The following is a 23288-nucleotide window of genomic DNA, read 5'->3' on the forward strand; positions in this document are numbered from 1 at the left end:
CTTGACTGCGAGACAAACAAGTCGAACAGGTACGAAAGTAGGATATAGTGATCCGGTGGTTCTGCATGGAAGGGCCATCGCTCAAAGGATAAAAGGTACTCCGGGGATAACAGGCTGATCTCCCCCAAGAGCTCATATCGACGGGGAGGTTTGGCACCTCGATGTCGGCTCGTCACATCCTGGGGCTGGAGAAGGTCCCAAGGGTTCGGCTGTTCGCCGATTAAAGTGGCACGCGAGCTGGGTTCAGAACGTCGTGAGACAGTTCGGTCCCTATCTGTGGTGGGCGTAGGAAGTTTGAGAGGCTCTGATTTTAGTACGAGAGGACCGAATTGGACTGACCGCTGGTGTATCTGTTGTCTTGCCAAGGGCACGGCAGAGTAGCTAAGTCGGGACGGGATAAACGCTGAAAGCATCTAAGTGTGAAACCCACCTCAAGATGAGACTTCCCTTGAGGAACGTTAGAGATTATGACGTAGATAGGCTACAGGTGGAAGTGCAGTAATGTATGCAGCCGAGTAGTACTAATGAACCGAGAGCTCTTAAATTTTTATTTTCAGTCTTTCTCAATCACAATGTTTCATCGACTCCCTTCGGCTAAGCTCAGGGAGCAGCTCAGATACCGCAAGGTGGGAGTGAATAGATAAGCATTAATGTCAAAAGAATTTAGATGTCCAAAAGACAACCAGAAGATATTCATGGTGTCAATAGGGCGGGTGAACACCTCTTCCCATTTCGAACAGAGCAGTTAAGCCCCGCACCGCCGATGGTACTTGGATCAAACCCGGGAGAGTAGGTAGATGCCAGTTTTTTATTATAATTAAACCTCAACGCGTAAGTGTTGGGGTTTTTTTGTTTTATGCGTAATTGAACAGAGTCATTAAGTCGGAATGCCGCACCAACTTGGTAATTGGATCAAATGGTAGCGGCTAGTTCTGTGTAAGTAGCGGTTCGACGTTTCGATTGATCACTAGGTGTTCTCACCAGTTTTTTGTTTAAAAAATCGCATTGCGAAAGTTTGTTTTTTTTTAAAAGACTTCCGTAAATCCATATATAATGCAATTGTTATAGTGAAATGTTACATCAGGTTGTTTTTTAATTTAGATACTCCCTGTTATTTACTTCCGTATTTTAAGGTTATTTTTGTGTTTTAATTATGCTCTAATTTTCCTTGGATTTTAATGACCGAAATCTCACCCATCGCCCAAAATGTCATCAATTTTGTTAATCAAACGCAAAAATCTATTTTTTTGACTGGAAAGGCGGGTACTGGTAAGACTACTTTGCTTAATTATATTGTTGGTTCTACTTATAAAAATACTGTAGTGGTAGCTCCTACGGGTATAGCTGCACTTAACGCCAAAGGGGTAACCATTCATAGTCTTTTCCAATTGCCTTTTGCGGGATTTATACCTGAGGAGATTGACCCTGAGCATTTTTCTGAATCGGTTAGATTCGAGACAAAACTATCGCTTACTCGGCATTTTAGGATGAGTACCGTTAAGCGGAATGTAATTCAGGAGTTACAGCTGTTAATCATCGACGAAGTAAGTATGCTGCGGCCTGATGTGTTGGATGCCATGGATTATATGCTGCAAAGAGTTCGTAGAAACAGACAGAGCTTTGGTGGAGTCCAGGTACTTTTTATCGGAGATTTGATGCAGCTTCCACCTGTTATCAAAAATGAAGAATGGGCGGTTTTAAAGAAGTATTATTCGGGCAAGTTTTTCTTTCACGCCCATGCTATTTTAAAAGATCCACCTATTTATGTGGAGTTGGACAAGATTTTTAGACAGCAGGATCCCGTTTTTATAGATATTTTGAACAACCTTCGAAATAACCAGATCACCCAAGAAGACCAGATAAAACTTAACGAAAACCTCAATCCTGAGTTTGTAGCTCCACCTGATGGAGGTTTTATTACGCTTACTACACATAACCACAAAGCCGACGAAATCAACAAAAAGGCTTTAGAGGAATTAGATGGCAAAGCTTTGAAGTATTTTGCCGAAATCACTGGAGAATTTCCTGATAGAATTTATCCTCTTGAAGAAAAACTCGAGCTCAAAAAAGGTGCTCAAGTGATGTTTGTGAAGAATGACTTGAGCATGGAGAAGAATTATTTCAACGGTAAAATGGGCTATATTTCTTCAATTTCTGAAAATGAAATTCACGTCAGATTTCCTCAAGAAAACAAAACGATAGAAGTTGAAAAGTATGAATGGAAAAATATTAGATATTCTGTAAATGAGAATACAAAGGAAATAGAAGAAGAAACGCTAGGCACTTTTGTGCACTATCCTATAAAGTTAGCTTGGGCCATTACGGTTCACAAGAGTCAGGGATTAACATTTGATAAGGCCATTTTGGATGTGTCACAAGTGTTTGTGCCTGGGCAATTGTATGTGGCTCTTTCACGATTGAGAACTTTGGAAGGGATGGTTTTGACAGAACCGATTCGTTTGAATGGCATACAGTCAAGTTATGATGTAATTCAGTATGCCAATAATAAAGCAGATGCAGAGCAAATAGCAGAATCTTTGGCACAAGAGAAGTTGGTTTATGTAAAAGATTATGTTGTGCAAAGTTTCAATTGGACCAATTTTGAGCAGGTTGTTAGAAACCATGTGGTGGGTTATCAGGATGAGTTAGACAAAACATCTAAGGCAAAAGAAATAGAATGGGCAAAGGCCTATTTGGCTAAACAAATGGAACTTTCGGCGTTGGCATCAAAATTTACCCAACAACTCAATTTTGCTTTTCAAAATCAAACTTTTGATTTTGCTTACATTAAACAGCGAGTTGATGCTGCCGTAATGTACTTTTTGCCGCTTTTGAAAGAGCATCACATGACTTTGCTTTTGAGGATTCAATTGGTAAAAAGATTGAAGCGTTCGAAATCCTATTTTGAGGAATTGATGGAAATGGACAGCTATCTGACTTCTCTGATTTTGCAAATTTTCAAAGTTGAGCGGTTTGTTGAATGTATTTTTAGGCAAATAGAAGTTACGAAAGAAAATCTCATAACGGAGAGTCAAAAAAGCTACAAACGGGAAATGCTGGATAATTCTTTGGCTAAATTTTTGGAAGAAAGTGAAAGTCTATTAAAAGAATTGGATGATGTTTCTTATTATGAAGTTCCAAAACCCAAGAAGAAACTCAATCAAAGGCCAACCACAGAGGAGACTTTTGAGCTTTGGCAAAAGAAAATGACGATTGAAGAAATTGCCAAAAAAAGAGTACTTTCGTTAGGTACTATTTATACCCATTTTGCAAAATTAGTTGAGCAAAAACGAATTGATATCATAGATTTGATGAGTCCCGATAGAATTTTGGAGATAGGAACAGCCTTCGAAAGTTTTGATTCCAATACTCCGTTGGGGGAAATCAAGGCTGTTTTGGACGACAGCATCACTTGGGAGGAATTACGTATTTACAAGGCAAGTTTAGTAGCGAAGAATTATTTAAACTGATTAGTTTTCAATATGATTCGTTTTGTCAAAATGTATTTGTAAGTTTAAATATTCAACCTTTATAAAAATGAAAAAAATAAGATTTACCCTTCTATTATCTTTTGCTTTTTCTATTGTTTTCGCCCAAAAACCAGTAAGAATGGGAATTGTTGGCATGACACACGACCATGTCTGGCAAATTTTGAACACTCCAAAACATGAAGGAATGGAGTTGGTAGGTTTTGCAGAACCCAACAAAGAATTGGCTCTGAAGTACCTCAAAAGAGCCAATTTGCCCGAAAGTCTTTGGTTTTCTTCTTTGGAGGAAATGGTTGAAAAAGCCAAACCTGAGGCCGTTTGTGATTTTAGAAGTACTATTGAACATCTAGAAACAGTGCAAAAATGTGCACCTTTGAAAATTCACGTGATGGTCGAAAAACCGCTGGCGGTGAATCTGAAAGCAGCAAAGGAAATGGAATCGTTAGCCAAAAAGTATGGAATAAATATCATTACCAATTACGAAACAACTTGGTACGCTAGCCACCACCAAGCTTTTGAAATGATAAATACAGAGGGTAAAATTGGCGAGATTCGGAAAGTGGTCATCATGGATGGGCATAGCGGACCAAAGGAGATAGGTTGCTCGAATGCTTTTTTGAGCTGGCTTACCGACCCTGTAAAAAACGGCGGTGGAGCCATCATGGATTTTGGATGTTATGGTGCTGACATTATGACTTGGTTGATGAAGGGAGAAAGGCCTATTTCGGTTTCGGCCACTGCCCAAACTAATAAACCCTCGGTATATCCTAAAGTAGATGACGAAGCCACCATAGTGGTGCAATATCCCCGAGCTCAAGGGATTTTTCAGGCATCTTGGAACTGGCCTTTTGACAGAAAAGATACAGAGATATATGGTCAAAAGGGTTATATTTTTGCCAATCGAGAACCTCAAATGCGGGTGAGAATGGGTGAAAGAAATGCTCCGAAAGAATGGACAATTGATGCAAAACCTTTGTCTAATCCTATGAATGACGCTTTTAGTTATTTTGCGGCAGTGGTGCGAGGAGAAATAAATCCTGAGAACGATTTAGGCTCTTTGAAAATCAACATGATGGCTATGGAAATTCTGGATGCTGCCGTGAAGTCTTCAAAAACGGGGAAAGTGGTAAATTTGAGGTAGTGAGTTTTTTACAAAACACTAAATGGCCATTTTTGTCGTTTAAAAACCATTACTCATGACCATTTTTTGAAGAAACTATCCCTTTTAGCATTTTTATTTTTTCCGTTTGTCTGCCTGAGTCAAGATTTCTACTTCCTGCGTGGTTATGTGATGACCGAAACCAATGAACCTATTTTAGGAGCAACAATCAGGTCTATAAACTCAAATGTTGGTACCAATTCCGACGAATTCGGAAAATATGAAATCAAGCTTTTGGAAGGTTTAAATCGAATTTCGGTTTCATCAACGGGATATCAAACCGAGATTTTTGAAGTGGTTTTGGAGAAAGACTTGGTAAAGAATATTTTTCTAAAAATTGACCAAAAGCAACTGGATGAGTTAGTGGTGAAAGTCAAAAAGAAGGATTATTCTTATGAAGTGATAAAGCACTTGATAGATAACAAGACAAATGTGTTGAACCAATATCAGAATTTTCAGAGCAAAGTTTACATAAAAGCTGTTGAGAAAGTAGACAGAAAGCCCGTAAAAAAGAAGGAAAATGATGAGAATGATCAACTTTCTGACGTTTTAGATAAAAAACCAATAATTAAGGATTCGATTCCAAATTTGAACATTTTCGAGTGCTCACTTCTGCGGCATCAAAATGTCATCGGACAGCAAAAGGAAGAAAAAGAAGCGGTAAAAAGGATTGGAGATCAGAGTACACTTTTTTATAAGTCCGTGACGGATGGAGAATTTGATTTGTATAAAAATCATCAAAAAATAGCTAAAATTGGAGACAATGATATCGTTTCGTTTCTGAGCGATTTGACTTTTCTCAATTATAAATTCCAACTTTTGAAGTATTATTTCGAAGAAAATCAAAAGGTTTATCAAATAAAAGTTACTCCAAGATCTTTGGGAAATGCACTCTATGAAGGCACAATTGAGGTGATTGAAGACGAATGGGTGCTCAGAAATGTGGATTTGCAATTGACCAAAAGGGCCTTGCTTCGATATGATGAATTTAGTTTTAAGCAAGAATTTGAGAAAATAGAAAGCCGTTGGATGCCAGTAAAAACGACTTACGAATGGACATTAAAAGAAGGTTCATCCAAGAAAAGCGGTAAGACCGAAGTTTTACAATCAGACTTCAAATTTGACTTAGTGTTGCCAAAGCGATTCTTCGGTGCTGAAGTGGGTGTAACTACCGAAAATGCCTACAAACGAGATTCTACTTATTGGGAGAGTATTCGTCCCCAACCATTGAGCAAAGACGAGCAAAAAGTGGTCAAAGAAAAAGAACGACTGGAAATTTTGATGAACTCAAAAGTCTATCTAGATTCAATTGATAAGATTTACAACAAAATTACTGTTCCGAAAATCATTTATTCAGGTATAGGACATATCAATAGAGCCAAAAAGCAGACATGGTTTTTTGATCCGGCACTTGGTTTTCTTGATCCCTTGGCCATCGGGGGTTGGCGTGTTAGATACGGCGTGGCGTATTATAAACGTTACGAAAATCGGAAACAATTCTCTACGAATACTAACCTCACCTACGGTTTCAGGAATCAAGATTTGAAGGGCCAGATAAACTTCAACTATTTCTATAATCCTATTCGAAATTCAAGTGTAAATCTTCGTGTAGGTTCGGGTTTTAATGTGATAAATGGTTCTGCAACCATCAGTGATATTGCCCGTAGAAGCAATTTTTATCAGAATCGGTTCATAGACATAAGGCACAGAACGGAAGTCTTTAATGGATTTTATCTGAACTCCAATCTTTTGTATGAAAGTCGTAGCGATCTCTCGAATTATAAATTTGCGGCATTTGGCGATAAAATTTTTACCAATAACACGCTTCAGACTTTCCCAACCACGCACGTTTACAAAACTAATTTTGGGATAGAATACACGCCAAGGCAGTTATTTCTTCGTGAACCCAACCAAAAGCAAATTTTGGGCTCCAAATTTCCTACTTTTAGTTTTAATTTTGAAAAGGCCTGGCCCATGTCTGGTAAAATTACCAGCAATTACACACAAATTGCAGGTGCTGTTCATCAGACATTTAATATTGGTACAATTGGCACTTCGGAATATAGAATAAATGTTGGGAAGTTTCTAGACACCACACGTATGGCCGTGATGGACTACCGTTATCAGCGGGGTGGCGATAGATACTTTTTCTCGCCTGCCATGTACACTTATCAACTTATTCCAAAGACATTTCCCACTTTTGATTGGTATTTTGAGTCACACTACGTGCATCAATTCAATGGTTTTTTTACTTCGAAAGTACCGCTTTTGAACAAAACGGGTATCAGGGAAATGGCTGGAGCAGGCTTTTTGTATGTTCCTGAAAGAAAATATCAGTATTCCGAAGTTTATTTTGGGTTTAATAGAATTTTTAAAATCGGCCGTGAACGCATCCGTTTGGGCTCATACTACGTTATTGGTCAATCTAACGATTTCGGGATTCGAAATGGTATTAAATTTTCAATTGAGCCATATAACCAAAACCGCAATACTTGGAGTTTTTGATTTAGGTGATTTTTGCACAAGCCTTTGAGTTAAAATTTATCAACCCCTTAATTTTTACAGAAAATTACTTAGTTAGATCCAACTTATCTTCTTTCATATTCGATTGTTAATTAGATTTTGATGCTACCATAATTTAAAATTTATTTCCTAATCTTCAAGTCAAAGAATAAAGCGTATAGGCCTATTAAATAGAGGGTTGAATGAAAAAGAATATTTTTCAAACATCCATATTTATAGTACTATATTAATATTTTCTAAAAATATTTAGGGATTTTGCGTGCTTAAATGTCTATATTGATAAGCCCTAAAATATATAAATGACAAGAGTACATTCAAACGATTCCTTTTTGTTAGAAAGACTTCGAAAAAATGACCAGAAGGCTTTTGAAGAAATATATGATCAATACTGGAGAAAATTATTCAGTGTGGCCTATAATATATTAGGAGACAAAGAAGAATCTGAAGAATTAGTTCAGGATATATTCGAAAACCTTTGGAAAAAGCGAAATGAAAATCAAATTGAGCACCTAGGAGTGTATTTGGTTGTTAGTGCAAAACATAAAAGTTTAAATTTGATTAAGTCAAAAATAAACTTCAGTAATTTCCAAGAATATTTAATCTATCATGAAATTCAACAAAATCACTCACCAGATTCTATTTTAAACTTTTCGGATTTGTCAAATGCAGTAGATAAGGCCCTGATGAATTTGCCAGAAAAATCTTGTGAGATTTTTAGGAAAAGTAGGTTCGAAAATATGCCAGTAAAGAAGATTGCTTCAGAGTATAATCTTTCTGAAAAGGCCGTGGAATACCACATAACCAAATCCTTGAAGGCCTTAAAAGAGGAATTAAAGTATTATAATTCTCCAAACTAATTAAGAATTTAAACGATGAATCAATTCGAATTCGACCAATTATTACAAAAATACCTTTCAGGGACTTGTAATGAAGAGGAAAAGATACTAATAATGTCATGGTATCAGAATCAAGGATATGAGCTAAACGGGATTCCAGAAAGCGAATTAAGCCAGATAAGAAAGGATATTTGGTCAAAATTAACAATCAACAAAGTAAAAGATAGGTCGCTATATTTTTGGGCAAAAAGAGGAATTGCTGCCTCAATTGCAATTTTAGTTCTTTGTTTTTCATATGTCTATACTACCAGAAAGGCTGAGTTGTCTTATACTAATAATTCTGACGGTGTTGAAATGACAAACAATTCTTCTGAAACTAAGCAAATAATTTTAGAGGACGGAAGCGTGATAGATTTGGCCAGTAAAAGCTCAATTAGCTATAAAGAATCATTTGGTAAGGTTTCCAGAGAGGTCTTCTTAAAAGGAGAGGCATTTTTTAATGTAAAGAAAAATCCAGAAAAGCCCTTTATTGTACATTCAGGGGAGCTAGTAACTCAGGTTTTGGGTACAAGTTTCAGAATTAAACCAAATAGCATTAATGGGAATATTGAGGTCTCAGTTAATACAGGAAGGGTTTCGATATACGAGAATAAAGAATTTGAAAAAAATAAGAAAAATGGCATTGTACTTACTCCAAATCAAAAAATAATTTTCAATACAAATACCAAGGAAATTACTCCAAGTATTGTTGATCAACCTCAAATTTTGAAAGGGCAAAATTCAAAAACTGAGTTTGTTTTTGAAAATGAAACTATTGAAAAAATAGTTAAAAAATTAAGTGAATCCTTCGGTATAGAAATAATAATTGTAAACGAAGAAATTAACCGATGTGTATTCACTGGGGATATTTCTGATATCAGCCTGATAACTCAAATAGAAATAATTTGTAAGGCACTTGGAGTAAACTATGAGCAAAGAGGTGCAGAGATATTTATTTACGGAAAAGGATGCAATAATTAATTAATCTTTAAACATAACCTATGACATAAACCTAAACAAAGAAAACCGACTTTGAACGTATCCATTGTCGGTTTTAATTCCCAAAAAAGATTCGCAGTCAGATTGGGAATGGCTTTTAATTTTTAACCTTAAAAACTTATTAAAACTATGAAGAAAAATCTTCTTACAAAACCTTTTTTGCATAAAATTATGCGAATTACCATTTCTCAAATTTTTATTGTAGTTCTTTTTAGCACAATCGGATTGGCTCACAATTCGCTTGGACAAGAAATCCTTGAAAAAAGGATTACTTTAAATCAGGAAAGGGTAGAATTGAAAAAAATCTTGATTAGTATTGAAAAACTGGCTGATGTTAAATTTGTTTACAGTTCAAATACTATTGAAACTACGCAAAAAATTAACGTTAATCAAACCAATGTTAGACTTGAAAAAGTACTAAATGAAGTTCTCTTGAAAAATGGGATTGATTACGAAGTTTTAAACAATAGAATTATTTTAAAACAAAAAAAGCTAAGTAGTATAACAAGTCCAAATTCTAGTCAAATTCTACCAAAGGAAATTATTGAAAATCCAATAAAGGGTACTATTAAAGATTCCAAAGGAGAATTGATGCCAGGTGTAACAGTGCTCGTAAAAGGAACCTCAAAAGGAGTTTCGAGTGATCAGTCAGGTAATTACGAAATTACTGCTAATAAAGGTGACGTTCTGGTTTTCAGTTTCATAGGTTATAAAACCCAAGAATTAGCAGTAGGTGATTCGCATGTTATTAATGTTACTCTTAGTGAATCTGAATCAAAACTGAATGATTTGGTTGTGGTTGGCTCCAGATTTTCAAAGCCTAGAACAGACGTTGATAGACCTGTTGCAATTGACGTAATAAATGCCAAAGAACTACAAACTTCCGGCCAAGTGGATTTGGGTCAATCGATTCATTTTTTGGCACCATCTTTTAATGCAGTAAAATTTGGAATAAATGATGCAGCTCCATTTGTTGATCCAGCCTCATTGAGAGGATTAGGACCAGATCAAGTTTTGGTTTTGGTAAATAACAAAAGAAGACATAAAGTTTCTTTTTTAAGTATCAACGATGGTGTGGGTAAAGGGCAAGTAGGAACAGATGTAAACGTGGTGCCTGCCTTGTCTTTAAAAAGAGTTGAGGTTTTAAGAGATGGAGCAGCAGCTCAATATGGTTCTGATGCTATTGGTGGTGTAATTAATATGGAACTAAACGATGCTTCTTCTGGCGGTGCGGTTAGTGTATTTACGGGGATTGGAAGTTCAAAACCCAACATGGATGTTAAAAACCTTATAGCTCCCGAAACAATTAATGATGGCCTTACCTATAACCTTGCAGCCAATTTTGGTTTGAAAATGGGTAAAAAATGATTCGTTAACACTACAGTCCAGTATAACCATACCGACGGATACGACAGATCTGGACCTTACAAGGCGGCGGCAGGATTTTATGTAAAAGATGCTGTGCAAGATGCTGCTTTGGTGAAACAAAACAATATTGATCTTGATAGAGCTATTTTAGGGTCAGCAGAAAATACTACCATGGGAATTTTCATTAATTCGGGTACTCAAATTAATGATAAATGGAAATTCTATGCATTTGGTGGATACACAAATAAACATGTGGTAACGGGAGTATTTACTCGCCCTCCTTCTAATGCAAGGAGATCAGCCCTTGAAATTTTCCCTAATGGTTACAATCCAATTGCTCCGGCAGATTTACAAGATTACTCAATCACTACTGGCGTAAAAGGTAAAATTGGTAATGGATGGAACACTGACTTAAGCTTTGGTCAAAGCGGAAATAAGGTTGATTTTTATGCTGAAAACACCGTAAACCCTAGTTTAGGATCTGCATCACCAACCGAATTCTATGTTGGACAAACTAAAATTGGACAGACATTACTAAATGCAGATATAGCAAAAACATTTAAAGAAGGCAGCTACCCTAACTTAAGTGTTGGTTTTGGTACTGAGTTTAGATACGAATCTTTTGGTTTAAAAGCAGGCGATCCCGCATCGTATGAAGCTGGCCCTTTAAAGAAAACTAAAGATGTAGGATCAAGCGGAAGAGAAGGTTTTAGTAACAAAGCTGCTGGTGATTGGGGTAGAACCAACGTGGGTTTATACTCGGAGATCGAATCTGACATTACCAAAAAATTCTTAGTTGGCGGAGCAATAAGAGTTGAGAATTACAGCGATTTTGGTTCAAATCTTTCTTATAAATTAAATTCTAGATTAAAAATAGCAGATCCATTTTCAATCAGAGGTTCGGTTAGCCGTGGATTTAGAGCACCATCTATGGTACAAGCATATTATAGTAATTACGTAAACATATCTTTTGATAATGCCGGAAATTCAATAATTAACCCAATCATCCCAGCAACTTCAGACCTTGCAAAATTGATAGGTGTAAATGGTCTAAAACAAGAAACTTCATTTGATATTTCAGGAGGTGTAACTTCAAAAATTGGTGATCACTTTACCCTTACTGCTGACATGTATAGAGTTGATGTTGACAATAGAATTATGTTATCAGGAAACGTTGATGTTTCAAAAATACCTCAATTTGTTGCAGCTGGATTCCCTCAAACTGCCAATGTTTTTGTAAATGCTATTGACACCAGAACCAAAGGTTTTGAATTTGTAGCTGGATATGATAACAATATAGGATCAAAAGGCAAAATTAGTTTAAATGCAGCCTATTCATCAATGGTAACAACTTTAAGAGCTAATCGCAAAACAGATACTGGAGTGGAAGTTGCAGACAAAGTTGCCACTTTATATATAACAGATGGATTGCCTAAAAACAAACTAATAAGTTCTGTTAATTTTGACTATAGCAAATTTGGAATAATGGTAAGAGCCTCAAGATTTGGAGAAGTAAGTGATCCTTTGGCTACTTTAGCAGTAAAACCAACAGATCCTAATGCCTTAACCTACCAAGTATTTCCGGCTAAAACTTTAGTCGATTTTGCGTTAACATTTAGACCTACTAGCAAAACTTCTGCCTCTTTTGGAGTAAATAATTTGTTCGATGTTTATCCTGATTTATTGCAAGTACCACAAACATCAAATGAAGTGGTATTTTCGAGAAGAACCAACCAGTTTGGTACTCAGGGCCGTTTCTTAAATCTTACCTTGAATTACAATTTTTAATTAAATCTTGAGGAGGCAAAATCTTGTGCTTGCCTCCTCAATTAAAAATAATTTATCTTATGTCTGATGTGGTAATTGTTGGAAGTGGAAATGCAGCCTTATGTGCTGGCATAGCTGCACTTGAAAGTGGAAGTAAGGTTACTATTTTAGAAATCGCAGATGAAAAAGAATGGGGAGGAAACTCTAGATACACTGCAGGAGCAATGCGTTTTGCCTATAATTCTATTGACGACATCAAACCTTTACTTTTGCATCCTGATGATGAAAAACTCAAAATCACCGATTTTGGATCCTATACAAAAGATAAATTTTTAGCTGATTTACAACATTTTAATGAAGGTGTTACGCTTACAGATCTACAAAAATACCTTGTCGATAATAGTCTTACAACCCTTCAATGGCTAGGCTCACATAACATAAAATTCGCTCCAATTTACTCAAGACAATCATTTTTAAAAGATGGACGATATGTCTTTTGGGGTGGCTTAAGTTTAGAAGCCGAAGGCGAAGGTGATGGACTCGTACATGAAGAACTTAAAGAATTTAAAAGATTAGGAGGCGAAATTGTTTTTGGTGCTGGCGTTACCAAAATTATTATGGAGTCTGATAAAGTGTCTGAGATACTTTATACCAAAAGTGATCAACAATTATCGATTAAAACAAGTGCAGTTGTTTTAGCCTGCGGCGGATTTGAATCAAACAAAGAACTCCGAGAAAAATACATTGGTGCTAATTGGGGCAAAGCCAAAGTTAGAGGAACTCGACACAATATGGGTCATGGACTTAAAATGGCCACTGACTGTGGTGCAGCCCTAAATGGTTTTTTTGGCGGATGCCACGCAACCCCAATGGATTTGAATATGCCAGAATATGGCAACTTAGAAATCCCTCATATTGAAAGAAAACATTATAGGAAAATTTCCTACCTATATGGAATTATGCTCAATGCAAACGGCCTACGTTTTGTGGATGAGGGCCTAGATTTAAGAAACTACACATACGCCCAGTTTGGTAAAGCCGTTTTGGAACAGCCCAACCAATTTGCATGGCAAATATTTGATGCAAAGGTTTGGGATATATTGTATGGAGAATATAAAACACACGATGCAAGCTTTGAAATTGCCAATACATTAGAAGAACTTGTTGAAAAACTAGAAGGTGTTGACAAAATTCAAGCCTTGAAAACCATACAAGAGTTTAATGAATCTGTAGATGAATCAAATGAATTTGACCCAACTATTAAAGACGGAAGGTCAACCAAAAGCCTAACCTTAAACAAAACTAATTGGGCAAATAAAATCGACACGCCACCATTTAGAGCTTTTCCTGTTACTGGAGGTATCACATTTACTTATGGTGGTGTTAAAATAAATACCGATTCAGAAGTATTAAATGAAGAAGGAGAACCCATAAATGGGCTTTTTGCATGTGGAGAAATGGCCGGAGGTATATTCTTTTATGGATACCCTGGCGGATCGGGCTTAACCTCTGGTGCAGTATTCGGAAGAAATGCTGGCTATTCGGCATCAAAATATATTCAAGCATTAAAATGAAAATTTTATTTAGGTATCAGCTTTATTTACTACTGTTTGTAATTTTAGGTACTTCCAGTTGCAAGGTCTCAAAGGTTGATTCAAAAACAGAATTTGAAAACAATCTGGCCTTAAAAAGAGTACCTGCAACATATATGAGAGGAGGAACTTCCAAGGGCCCTTTTTTTGATAAACGAGAACTTCCAAAAGATAAAGCTACAAGAGACGCTATCATTTTAAAAGTGATGGGCTCTCCTGACCCAAATCAAATTGATGGCCTTGGAGCTACTGTAACAGTTACTAGCAAAGTAGTCATGGCTGAGCCTTCAAAACGAAAAGGAATTGATGTTGATTACTTATTTGCCCAAGTTGATATTGAAAATCCAATAGTAGACACCCTACCGCCGTGTGGCAACATGATGGCGGGTGTTGGTCCGTTTGCAATTGAAAAAGGCTGGGTAAAAGCAACTCATCCTGAAACAAGGGTTATGATTTATAATATCAATACAAATTCAACTATTGAGGAAATTGTACAAACCCCAAATGGTAAGGTTACCTATGAAGGGAATGCTCAAATTGACGGAGTTCCTGGCACCGCGGCACCAATAATTATGAATCTTTTTGATTTGGTAGGCGGTAAAACAGGCAAGCAGTTTCCTACCAGACAAACCAAGGAAGCTATCAACGGTGTACCAGTAACTATTATTGATGCTGGTAGTACTATGGTTCTTTTGAAAGCTACAGATGTTGGACTCAAAGGAGATGAAAACGAAGCATTTTTTGCTGAAAATAAAGCGATCATGCAAAAACTAGAAGCCATAAGAATTGAAGCAGGAAAACGTGCTGGTATGGGCGATGTAAGCGATAATGTACTTCCGAAAATCGGAATCCTTTCTGCTCCTAAAAATCCTTCTCATAATATACAGTCGAGGTATTTGACCCCAAAAACCTTGCATCCTAGCCATGCTGTTACTGGTGCGATTTGTATTGGTGCTGCCTTAAAAATACCCGGTACGGTGGCTTCGGAAATTGGAAAAAATAATGGACAAAATAGAGAAATGGTCATAATCGAACATCCTTCTGGAATTATTGAAGTAAATATCGAAATGATAGAAAAGGAAGGAAAGCTTCTACTTGAAAAGGCTGGAACGATTAGAACGGTCAGAAAAATTATGGAAGGCTATGTCTATTACTAATTTTCAATTTACCAAAGGCATAAAATATATGTTGATAAGCACTTTCTGCTTTTCGGCAATGCAATCTTTGGTAAAATACAGTACCGAAATCCCAATCTTCGAACACATCTTTTTTAGGTCAATAATTGGATGGCTTTTGTGTGTATTTTTTTTAAAAAGAGAAAGAATTTCACTAATTGGAAAAAACAATAAAATGCTACTGTTTAGAGGATTAGTTGGCTCGGGATCCATGTTTTCTTTTTTTTACTTATTGAGTAGAATACCGTTTGGAACTGCTGTAGCATTTAAATATTTATCACCAGTATTTACAACAGTTTTGGCAGTTTTGATTCTAAAAGAAAAACTAAAACTCCCTCAATGGTTTTTCTTATTTCTTTCATTTTCAGGAATACTCTTGGTAAAAGGCTTTGATCCAAGAATTAGTTTTACAGACTTGACTATTGGCTTGCTGGCAGCTTTTTCTGGAGGATTGTTGTTTATTATTATCCGAAAAATAGGAGAAGACGACCACCATCTTGTCATACTCCATTATTTCATGCTGATATCAACTATTATCAGTGGCGTACTATGTTTCGACAATTTTGTTTGGCCCAATTTATTTCAAGCCTCCATAATTTTAGTCATTGGACTCATTGGGTTTACGGCTCAAAACTTTTTTACCATAGCTATTCAACAACAAGACCAAGTAAGCTTTTTATCAATACTTAGATATACCGAGGCTATATATGCTCTTGTTATTGGCTATATATGGTTTAATGAATCTTATTCATATTTAAGTATGCTCGGTATGTTCATGATTTTTTTGGGAGTAATTCTTAGTATGATATATAAATCAAATTTGAAAAAAGCAGCAATAGAAAATATAAATTAACTAAAAACCCTAATTTAACTATCAATGAAAAAACGTTATCAACTCGTAATAATATTCGTAATATTTGCGATTATTACCTATTTGGATAGAAATTCAATATCAAGTATCGGAGATGATATAACAACCGAATTGGGTCTTTCTGACCAACAATGGGGTTTTATTCTTTCTGCATTTTCATTTGCCTACGGTGCTTTCGAAATTCCGACTGGCATCATGGTAGATAAAATCGGGCCTCGAAAAACATTGTTTAGAATAGTGATTTGGTGGTCAATATTTACAATTCTTACTGGTTTTGCCTCAGGGTTTTATTTCCTATTGATAGTAAGGTTCCTTTTTGGAGCCGGAGAGGCTGGTGCATTTCCGACAATTTCTGTAGCCATTGCAAGATGGTTTCCGACGGTGGAACGAGGCCGTATTCAATCAATAGTTTGGATGGGAAGTAGAATGGGTGGAGCATTAGCACCAATAAGTTCGATTTGGTTGGCTGAGTCATTTGGCTGGAGAGGAGTATTTTATATTTTTGGTGCTATGGGCTTAATTTGGGCTGTAGGTTGGTATTTTTGGTTTAGAGATGAGCCAAGCGAGGTAAAAGGAATTACACAAGAAGAAATAAATTTTATTGAATCAGGTCGTAGTATAAAAAAAGTTACCCATAGTGTTTTGCCATGGAAAGTTGTATTGAAGAACCCAAATTTATGGGCATTGATGGGCATGTATCATTGTCTTTTGTACGGAGCTTATTTTTATATGTCGTGGATGCCAAAATACCTCCAAAATGGCCGTGGAATTCCTAAATCAGAGCTTGGTTGGATGGTTTCGTTACCTTTTGTGATGGGCATGGTTGGATGTTTGGCTGGAGGCTTTGCTTCAGATTATTTAGCAAAGAAAAAAGGATTGAAATTTGGAAGAAGATATGTAGGTATGTTTGGATTAGTTATGGCTGGAATCTGTATGATTATTGGCTCTTTTTCTCAAGATACCAGTACAGCAATTATATTTTTGGCCTTAGGATTGGCATTTAAAGACTTTACCTTGCCTGTATCTTGGGCTGCAGCAACAGACATTGGAGGCACAAACGCTGGATCGGTTTCAGGAACTATGGGCTTGGCAGGTCAAATGGGATCGGCTATTATGGCATCGGCATTTGGCTATATCTTAACACAAACAGGAAGTTATGAATTACCTGTTAGAATAATCGGATTAATTGTTATTCTTGGTGGTCTTTTATGGTTTAGAATCGACGCCTCAAAGCCTTTAGTTCAAGAATGAATGTCTGGCAAGCGTCAATAGATTATTTCTCTATTGATGCTTGTTATTTCTTGAAAACAACTTTTTGTTAAACAAAAGATTTATTTGAAACTAAAATATGAAATTGAAGCCTGATTACTTTTCCCTTCTGATGAAATTATCAAATCCCCATTTGGCGTAAAACAAATTCCTTCGGGTTGAGGAAATTGGTCTTCATCTAAATTATACTGGTCTAATTTTTTACCGCTTGAATCAAAAACTACAAGTTTTTTGCCAGCCGATGCTAGAACATAAATTTCGCCCGAAATTGGGTGAACGGCTATTCCCGAAGGCTTAAATTCTTTTCCATGTTTTCCATTTTTCTTAATGTCATCTTTCGAAATTGAGAATTTCTTGGTGAGGATTTGATTTTTCAAATCAAACTGAAATATGGCTTTCTCGCCTTTCATTTCTTTGGCAGCCAAAAGCAACGAATTTGATTTTGGATCATAGCCCAGTCCTTCGAATTCTTCTACTTCGTCGTTGCTACAATCATATTTTGTGGTGTTTTTACTGTTTGTTTCAAATGCACTTATCTGCCCATCGCTTCTCAAAACATAAGAGATGCCGTCCAGGAAAACTACGTCTTCATAATCTCCATCGGCCTCAAATTCTAAGGTATCAATGATTTCTTCTTTTTCATAATCATAAACAAACAAATGACCCACTTCGTCATTAATGCAAATAATTTGATTTTCAGCAAAATATGAAATACCCGAAATCTCTTTTAGGTTTTTAGATAAGTTTTGTTGGAAGTTTGGCTTGTCAATTTCGTAAGGTTTATGAGCTTTATTTTTTTTGATAAAATAAAAAATCACCAAAAAGGAAATCAGCAAGGCAAGAGCGAGGAGAATCAGCATTTTCAAGGGTGTTAATGTATTTTTATTACGCAATTTAGTAATAAGTTTGTTTGAATATGTAAAGTGTTTTTCTTTGGGTAGTTCATTTTTGTGTCATCATTTGTATTTTATGTATATCATGTAGGGTATAAAAATAAGTTATTTCTTATTTGTAGTCTATTATAGGGTATAATTTTAAAAGAAAATATTATTAATATACCTGATGTAATATAAAAAATTAATATATTTGTATTGTTGTATTTTATAGGGTATAGAAATGAAAGAAAATAGCAGGCTAATAAGATTTGTAAAGCAAAAACGCAAACTTGCAGGCATTACACAAGTGGAGTTGGCCGAAAAAGCCGACGTCGGGTTGAGGTTTGTGAGAGACCTAGAGCAAGGCAAAAAAACACTTAGGATGGATACCGTAAATAAGGTGTTGGCTCTGTTTGGGGCGGAGTTGGCACCAGTAGCTCAAGATCAAGAAAATGAATAGGAAAGCCAATGTATTGTTGCATAATCGGTTAGCCGGCATACTTGCCGAAACCGATTCAGGCTATGCGTTTAGTTATGATGAAAGCTATGTCTTGTCCTCAGAGGCCATGTCCATAAGCAAAACATTGCCCGTAACATCAAAAGCCTATCAAAGTAAGGTACTTTTTCCTTTTTTTGATGGGCTGATACCTGAAGGTTGGCTGCTGGACATAGCCATAGACAATTGGAAAATAAACGCAAGAGATAGATTTGGCCTACTGTTAGCATGCTGCAAGAACACCATAGGGGCCGTCAGTGTAATACCACAAGACGATGAAGAATTATAAAAACAAGAATCCGCTTTACAAGCTGCAGACTCAGAATCATGTTTTTGAGCCAGTGGTGCCCTATGGAAACTCCAAAGATAGGTGCTTGTATTGCTATGATTTTTTGAAAGAAGATGAAGTGAATTATCATCAAGCTTGTAGCAAGCGTTTTTTTGGTCAGGCTTACGTGCCCAAGTTTGAATACGACAAAGAAGCTTTGGCAGCTTTGGCCCAGCAATTTGTAAACGCCAACATGGCCGTTACAGGCGTACAGGCCAAGGTAAGCCTGAGCTGGCATCGCAAACAAGAAAGAAATGCCCTAAAAAAGTTGACGATAGTAGGTCTTTATGGCGATTATATACTCAAACCTCCATCAGATTATTATCGCTCTTTGCCGGAGTTGGAAGATTGCACCATGAAAATGGCTGAAGTGTGTGGGCTCAAGACTGTACCGCACACTTTGTTTCCTTTGCAAGATGGCACCTTGTGTTATTTGACCAAACGGGTTGACCGCACACGCTCAAGTATGCGGCATATGGAAGATATGTGCCAACTTACAGAACGCCTTACGGAAGACAAATACAAAGGCAGCCATGAGCAAATAGCCAAGGTTCTGGTAAAATATTCGGATGCTCCTCTGCTGGATGTCACAAACTTTTACGAGTATGTGGTTTTTAGTTATTTGACAGGGAATGCCGACATGCATTTGAAGAACTTTTCGTTGCTCGAAACAGACGAAAGAGGGAAATATATGCTCAGCCCAGCATACGACATGCTCAGCACTGCTCTTGTAAACAAAGCCGATACTGAAGAACTAGCACTGACTTTAAATGGAAAGAAAAGCAAACTAAAATATGAGGATTTTTTAGCGGCTTACAAACTATCAAATCTTTCACAAAAGCTTTTGGATAAAACTCTCGAGAACTTTTACTACTGTCGGTATGAAATGCTGGAGGTGGTTCATAAAAGTTTTTTGGCTGATGATTTAAAAAATGATTTTGAAGTTCTGTTGTTAGATAAATACAAAAGACTTGGGATGTAAAACTTCTGAAAATAGATGTTTCTTTTAGAATCCTATCTCTAAATTGCAATCAAAAAATATTCAAACTATGCTTGTATTCAAATTTGGTGGTGCGTCTGTTAAGGATGTTGAAGGGGTTATAAACCTCAAAAGTATTGTCCAATTATATGAAAACCAAACCATTCTCGTGGTGGTGTCTGCCATGGGAAAGATGACCAATGCCTTGGAGGAAGTTGTGAAATTGTTTTACAAAAAGGAGGAGTACGCCCAAAAGTTAAAAGAAATAGAAGACTACCATCAGACATTGATAAACGGACTTTTTGAAGACAAAACAGAAATAACGGCTTCGCTAAAAAAACATATTCAAAGAATTCAGGATTATTTAGAAAGTGTTGATGGTCAGAGGTATGATGAAATTTATGATCAGGTTATTTCTAATGGTGAATTGATTTCAACGCTCATTATCAGCACTTATCTCAACCAAGAAGGTGTTAGCAATAGATGGTTAGATACTCGAAAATACTTGAAAACAGACGCTACTTTTAGAGAAGCAAAAGTCAATTGGGAAGCCACACAAAGTAGCATAGATTTGTTGGAGCAAAATGTCAATCTGTTTATAACCCAAGGCTTTATTGGAGGTGCCTCTGACAACAAAACAACTACGCTTGGACGTGAGGGTTCTGATTATACGGCTTCGATATTTGCTCATTGCCTAAAGGCTGAGTCGGTTACGATTTGGAAAGATGTGCCCGGTGTCTTGAGTGCCGACCCTAGGCTATTTTCCGAATACCAAAAGTTTGACCAATTGTCATACACAGAGGCTGTTGAAATGACCTATTATGGAGCTACAGTTATTCATCCAAAAACGATTAAACCTCTTCAGAACTCCAATATTCCATTGTATGTCAAACCATTCTTGCATCCCGAGGAAGCCGGAACAGTTATAAACTCAGGTGAGTTTTTACAGAAAAATATTTCAGCTATCATTGTCAAAAAGAACCAATTGCTGATTTCGATTTCGACCAAAGACTTTTCTTTTATTTCCGAGCTCAATATTTCGCATATCTATGAGATTTTTGCCAAACTGAATCTCAAATGCAACGTTAGTCAAAACTCGGCCCTGAGTTTTACAGTTTGTTTAGATTATGACGATATGAAGTTTGAGGAATTGATAAAATTACTTGAAACATCGTTTAAAGTAAGATACAATGAAAATGTAACGCTCTACACCATTCGGCACTACGACTCCAATGTTTTGCAAAAAATATTAGAGGGAAAAATAGTGATATTGGAGCAATTAAGCCGAAGTACGGCACAAATAGTGGTGAAGTAAAGAACTTGAAATTATTAATAAACTTTTCCGGCATCAATCTGGGTTGATTTCGGCGTTTTTAAATTTTACTTTTCTAAATTTACAATCTAATACCATCAATCAAAAATGAAATCATCAATCAAACTCATTGCATTTGCATTAATTCCATATTTTTCAATGGCTCAATTAAAATATCCAGAAACCAAAAAAGGTTCTCAAATAGACAATTATCACGGCACCGAAGTGAAAGACCCTTATCGCTGGTTAGAAGACGATAAATCGGCAGAAACCGCCGCTTGGGTAAAGGCCCAAAACGAAGTTACATTCGATTATTTGTCTAAAATTCCTTACAAAAAGCAGCTTCAAGACCGCCTTGAGAAGGTTTATAATTATCCCAAATATTCTGCACCTTCTAAGAAACACGAGTGGTTTTATTTTTACAAAAACGATGGCTTACAAAACCAGTCCGTTTTATACCGACAAAAGGGCTTAGAAGGAGCTCCCGAATTGGTTATGGATCCCAATAAACTTTCGCCAGATGGTACAACACGTTTGATGCAATTTAATATTTCAAAAGACGGAAACTATGCGGCTTATGCACTTTCAAAAGGTGGTTCTGACTGGATGGACGTTTTTGTGATGGACTTAAAAACGCTGAAAACTTTAGAAGATAAATTAGAATGGGTGAAAATATCAGGTCTCGCCTGGCAGGGAAGCGGTTTCTATTATAGCCGTTATCCAAAACCAGAGGGTAGTGCCTTGGCTGCTAAGAACGAGAATCATCAAGTGTGGTTTCATGCAGTGGGTACTTCGCAAGAAAAAGATAATTTGGTTTATCAAGATCCAGCCAACGGACAACGTTTTCACACTTTGAGTACTTCTGAAGACGAACAGTTTGCCTTTTTGTATCTAAGCGATAGAGGAAAAGGTTTAGATGGTAATGCTCTTTTTTACAAGGCAAAAGACCAAAAAGAATTTACACCCGTGGTGAAAGAAATTACGAATTCGTCTTATTCATTTATTGATAATGTCAAAGGCAAATTTATTATCCAGACCAACGACAAGGCACCTAATGAAAAGCTACTTTTGTTTGACCCGAAAACCAGTAAATTCTCTGATTTCATTGCTGAAAAACCTGAACCACTACAAGGTGCTGGAACCGCAGGAGGAAAACTTTTCTTGAATTATCTGAAAGATGTAACGTCAAGAATATATGTGTACGATTTGAACGCAAAGCTTGAGAATGAAGTAAAACTTCCAGGATTAGGTACGGCAGGTGGTTTTGGTGGAGACAAAGACGACAAATTCGTTTTCTATTCATTTACCTCATTTACTTTTCCTCCAACTATTTACCGATACGACATTGCTACAAAGAAAAGTACTGTTTTTCGAAATCCTGAAGTAGATTTCAAAGCTGATGACTTTGAAACGAAGCAGGTTTTTTACACTTCAAAAGATGGCACAAAAGTGCCCATGTTCATCACTTACAAAAAAGGCCTAAAGCTCAATTCACAAAATCCGACTTTGCTGTATGGCTATGGTGGATTTAATGTGAGTCTTAATCCTGCTTTTAGTCCATTGTTGATTCCATTTTTGGAGTTTGGGGGCGTGTATGCTCAAGCCAACCTGCGTGGTGGTTCTGAATATGGCGAAAAATGGCACGAACAAGGAATGAAACTTAAAAAACAGAATGTTTATGACGACTTTATTGCGGCGGGTGAATATCTGATAGCCAACAAATATTGTGATTCAGAACATTTGGCCCTTCGCGGTGGCTCCAATGGCGGACTTTTGGTAGGTGCAGTCATTAATCAAAGGCCAGATTTAGCCAAAGTGGCAATCCCGCAAGTGGGTGTAATGGACATGTTGCGTTTCCACAAATTCACTATTGGTTGGAACTGGATAGCCGACTACGGCTCAGCCGACAATGCCGACGAATTTAAAGTGCTTTACAGCTATTCGCCGTTGCACAATATCAAGTCAGGAATAAATTACCCAGCAACACTGGTAACCACCGCCGATCATGACGATAGAGTTGTGCCAGCTCACTCGTTTAAATACGCAGCTGAACTACAAGCCAAAGCCGCCGAAAGCACCAAAAATCCATTGTTGATACGCATAGACACCAATTCTGGCCATGGAGCCTCCAATACCAAAAAGAACATAGAAACCATGGCCGATATCTATGGATTTATCTTTTGGAATATGGGGGTGAAGGGGTTATGAGGTG

The 23288-nt window shown here is 36.8% G+C and carries 17 protein-coding genes and 2 rRNA genes; 18 read left to right on the forward strand and 1 reads right to left on the reverse strand.

The features are described 5' to 3' along the window. From EGI31_RS05100 to EGI31_RS05170, 13 genes are all read left to right on the forward strand, one after another. A 23S ribosomal RNA gene (locus tag EGI31_RS05100) occupies positions 1-546 on the forward strand; the annotation flags it as partial. A 148-nt stretch (positions 547-694) separates the two neighbouring features. Then, positions 695-806: ribosomal RNA gene (rrf, locus tag EGI31_RS05105) — 5S ribosomal RNA — on the forward strand. A gap of 372 nt (positions 807-1178) precedes the next feature. After that, positions 1179-3470 carry a helix-turn-helix domain-containing protein gene (locus EGI31_RS25285; RefSeq protein WP_310586165.1) on the forward strand — a complete coding sequence of 764 codons (2292 nt, stop codon included), beginning with the start codon at positions 1179-1181 and terminating at the stop codon, positions 3468-3470. 67 nt (positions 3471-3537) lie between these two features. Continuing rightward, positions 3538-4629: a Gfo/Idh/MocA family protein gene (locus EGI31_RS05125; protein ID WP_255036094.1), complete on the forward strand. Its 1092-nt coding sequence runs from the start codon at positions 3538-3540 to the stop codon at positions 4627-4629. A gap of 66 nt (positions 4630-4695) precedes the next feature. Then, a complete protein-coding gene (locus EGI31_RS05130; RefSeq protein ID WP_255036096.1) occupies positions 4696-7152 on the forward strand; it encodes a DUF5686 and carboxypeptidase regulatory-like domain-containing protein in 2457 nt (818 codons plus the stop codon). A 317-nt stretch (positions 7153-7469) separates the two neighbouring features. Then, positions 7470-8027 (forward strand): RNA polymerase sigma factor, encoded by a 558-nt coding sequence (locus tag EGI31_RS05135; RefSeq protein ID WP_255036097.1) that lies wholly within the window; start codon positions 7470-7472, stop codon positions 8025-8027. Positions 8028-8042: 15 nt separating this feature from the next. Continuing rightward, positions 8043-9026: a FecR family protein gene (locus EGI31_RS05140; RefSeq protein ID WP_255036098.1), complete on the forward strand. Its 984-nt coding sequence runs from the start codon at positions 8043-8045 to the stop codon at positions 9024-9026. A gap of 147 nt (positions 9027-9173) precedes the next feature. Next, complete coding sequence (locus EGI31_RS05145) at positions 9174-10412, forward strand: SusC/RagA family TonB-linked outer membrane protein (RefSeq protein WP_255036099.1); 1239 nt, start codon at positions 9174-9176, stop codon at positions 10410-10412. Positions 10413-10505: 93 nt separating this feature from the next. After that, a complete protein-coding gene (locus EGI31_RS05150; RefSeq protein WP_255036100.1) occupies positions 10506-12200 on the forward strand; it encodes a TonB-dependent receptor plug domain-containing protein in 1695 nt (564 codons plus the stop codon). Between the two features lie 59 nt (positions 12201-12259). Beyond that, positions 12260-13753 carry an FAD-dependent tricarballylate dehydrogenase TcuA gene (tcuA, locus tag EGI31_RS05155; RefSeq protein ID WP_255036101.1) on the forward strand — a complete coding sequence of 498 codons (1494 nt, stop codon included), beginning with the start codon at positions 12260-12262 and terminating at the stop codon, positions 13751-13753. Further along, entirely contained in the window at positions 13750-14928 is a 1179-nt protein-coding gene (locus tag EGI31_RS05160; RefSeq protein ID WP_255036102.1) for a 2-methylaconitate cis-trans isomerase PrpF family protein, read from the forward strand. Before tcuA ends, EGI31_RS05160 begins: the two co-directional genes overlap by 4 nt. Next, positions 14915-15799: a DMT family transporter gene (locus EGI31_RS05165; protein ID WP_255036103.1), complete on the forward strand. Its 885-nt coding sequence runs from the start codon at positions 14915-14917 to the stop codon at positions 15797-15799. Before EGI31_RS05160 ends, EGI31_RS05165 begins: the two co-directional genes overlap by 14 nt. A gap of 24 nt (positions 15800-15823) precedes the next feature. Further along, positions 15824-17068, forward strand: a complete 1245-nt coding sequence (locus tag EGI31_RS05170) for an MFS transporter (protein ID WP_255036105.1) — start codon at positions 15824-15826, stop codon at positions 17066-17068. A gap of 80 nt (positions 17069-17148) precedes the next feature. On the opposite strand, the gene EGI31_RS05175 is transcribed toward EGI31_RS05170, so the two are convergent. Further along, complete coding sequence (locus EGI31_RS05175) at positions 17149-17946, reverse strand: SdiA-regulated domain-containing protein (protein ID WP_255036106.1); 798 nt, start codon at positions 17944-17946, stop codon at positions 17149-17151. A gap of 256 nt (positions 17947-18202) precedes the next feature. On the opposite strand from EGI31_RS05175, the gene EGI31_RS05180 reads away from it, so the two are divergent. From EGI31_RS05180 to EGI31_RS05200, 5 genes are all read left to right on the forward strand, one after another. Next, positions 18203-18421 (forward strand): type II toxin-antitoxin system Y4mF family antitoxin, encoded by a 219-nt coding sequence (locus EGI31_RS05180; RefSeq protein WP_255036107.1) that lies wholly within the window; start codon positions 18203-18205, stop codon positions 18419-18421. Next, the gene (locus tag EGI31_RS05185) at positions 18414-18746 is read left to right on the forward strand and encodes a HipA N-terminal domain-containing protein (RefSeq protein WP_255036108.1); all 333 of its coding nucleotides are present in this window, start codon (positions 18414-18416) and stop codon (positions 18744-18746) included. The genes EGI31_RS05180 and EGI31_RS05185 overlap by 8 nt, the downstream gene beginning before the upstream one ends. Continuing rightward, a complete protein-coding gene (locus EGI31_RS05190) occupies positions 18733-19767 on the forward strand; it encodes a HipA domain-containing protein (RefSeq protein WP_255036109.1) in 1035 nt (344 codons plus the stop codon). The genes EGI31_RS05185 and EGI31_RS05190 overlap by 14 nt, the downstream gene beginning before the upstream one ends. 67 nt (positions 19768-19834) lie before the next feature. Further along, positions 19835-21079, forward strand: a complete 1245-nt coding sequence (locus EGI31_RS05195; RefSeq protein ID WP_255036110.1) for an aspartate kinase — start codon at positions 19835-19837, stop codon at positions 21077-21079. Between the two features lie 105 nt (positions 21080-21184). Beyond that, a complete protein-coding gene (locus EGI31_RS05200) occupies positions 21185-23284 on the forward strand; it encodes a prolyl oligopeptidase family serine peptidase (RefSeq protein WP_255036111.1) in 2100 nt (699 codons plus the stop codon). The last annotated feature ends 4 nt before the right edge of the window (positions 23285-23288 follow it).

Source organism: Lacihabitans soyangensis (assembly GCF_024343775.1).
GTDB classification, from domain to species: domain Bacteria; phylum Bacteroidota; class Bacteroidia; order Cytophagales; family Spirosomataceae; genus Leadbetterella; species Leadbetterella soyangensis.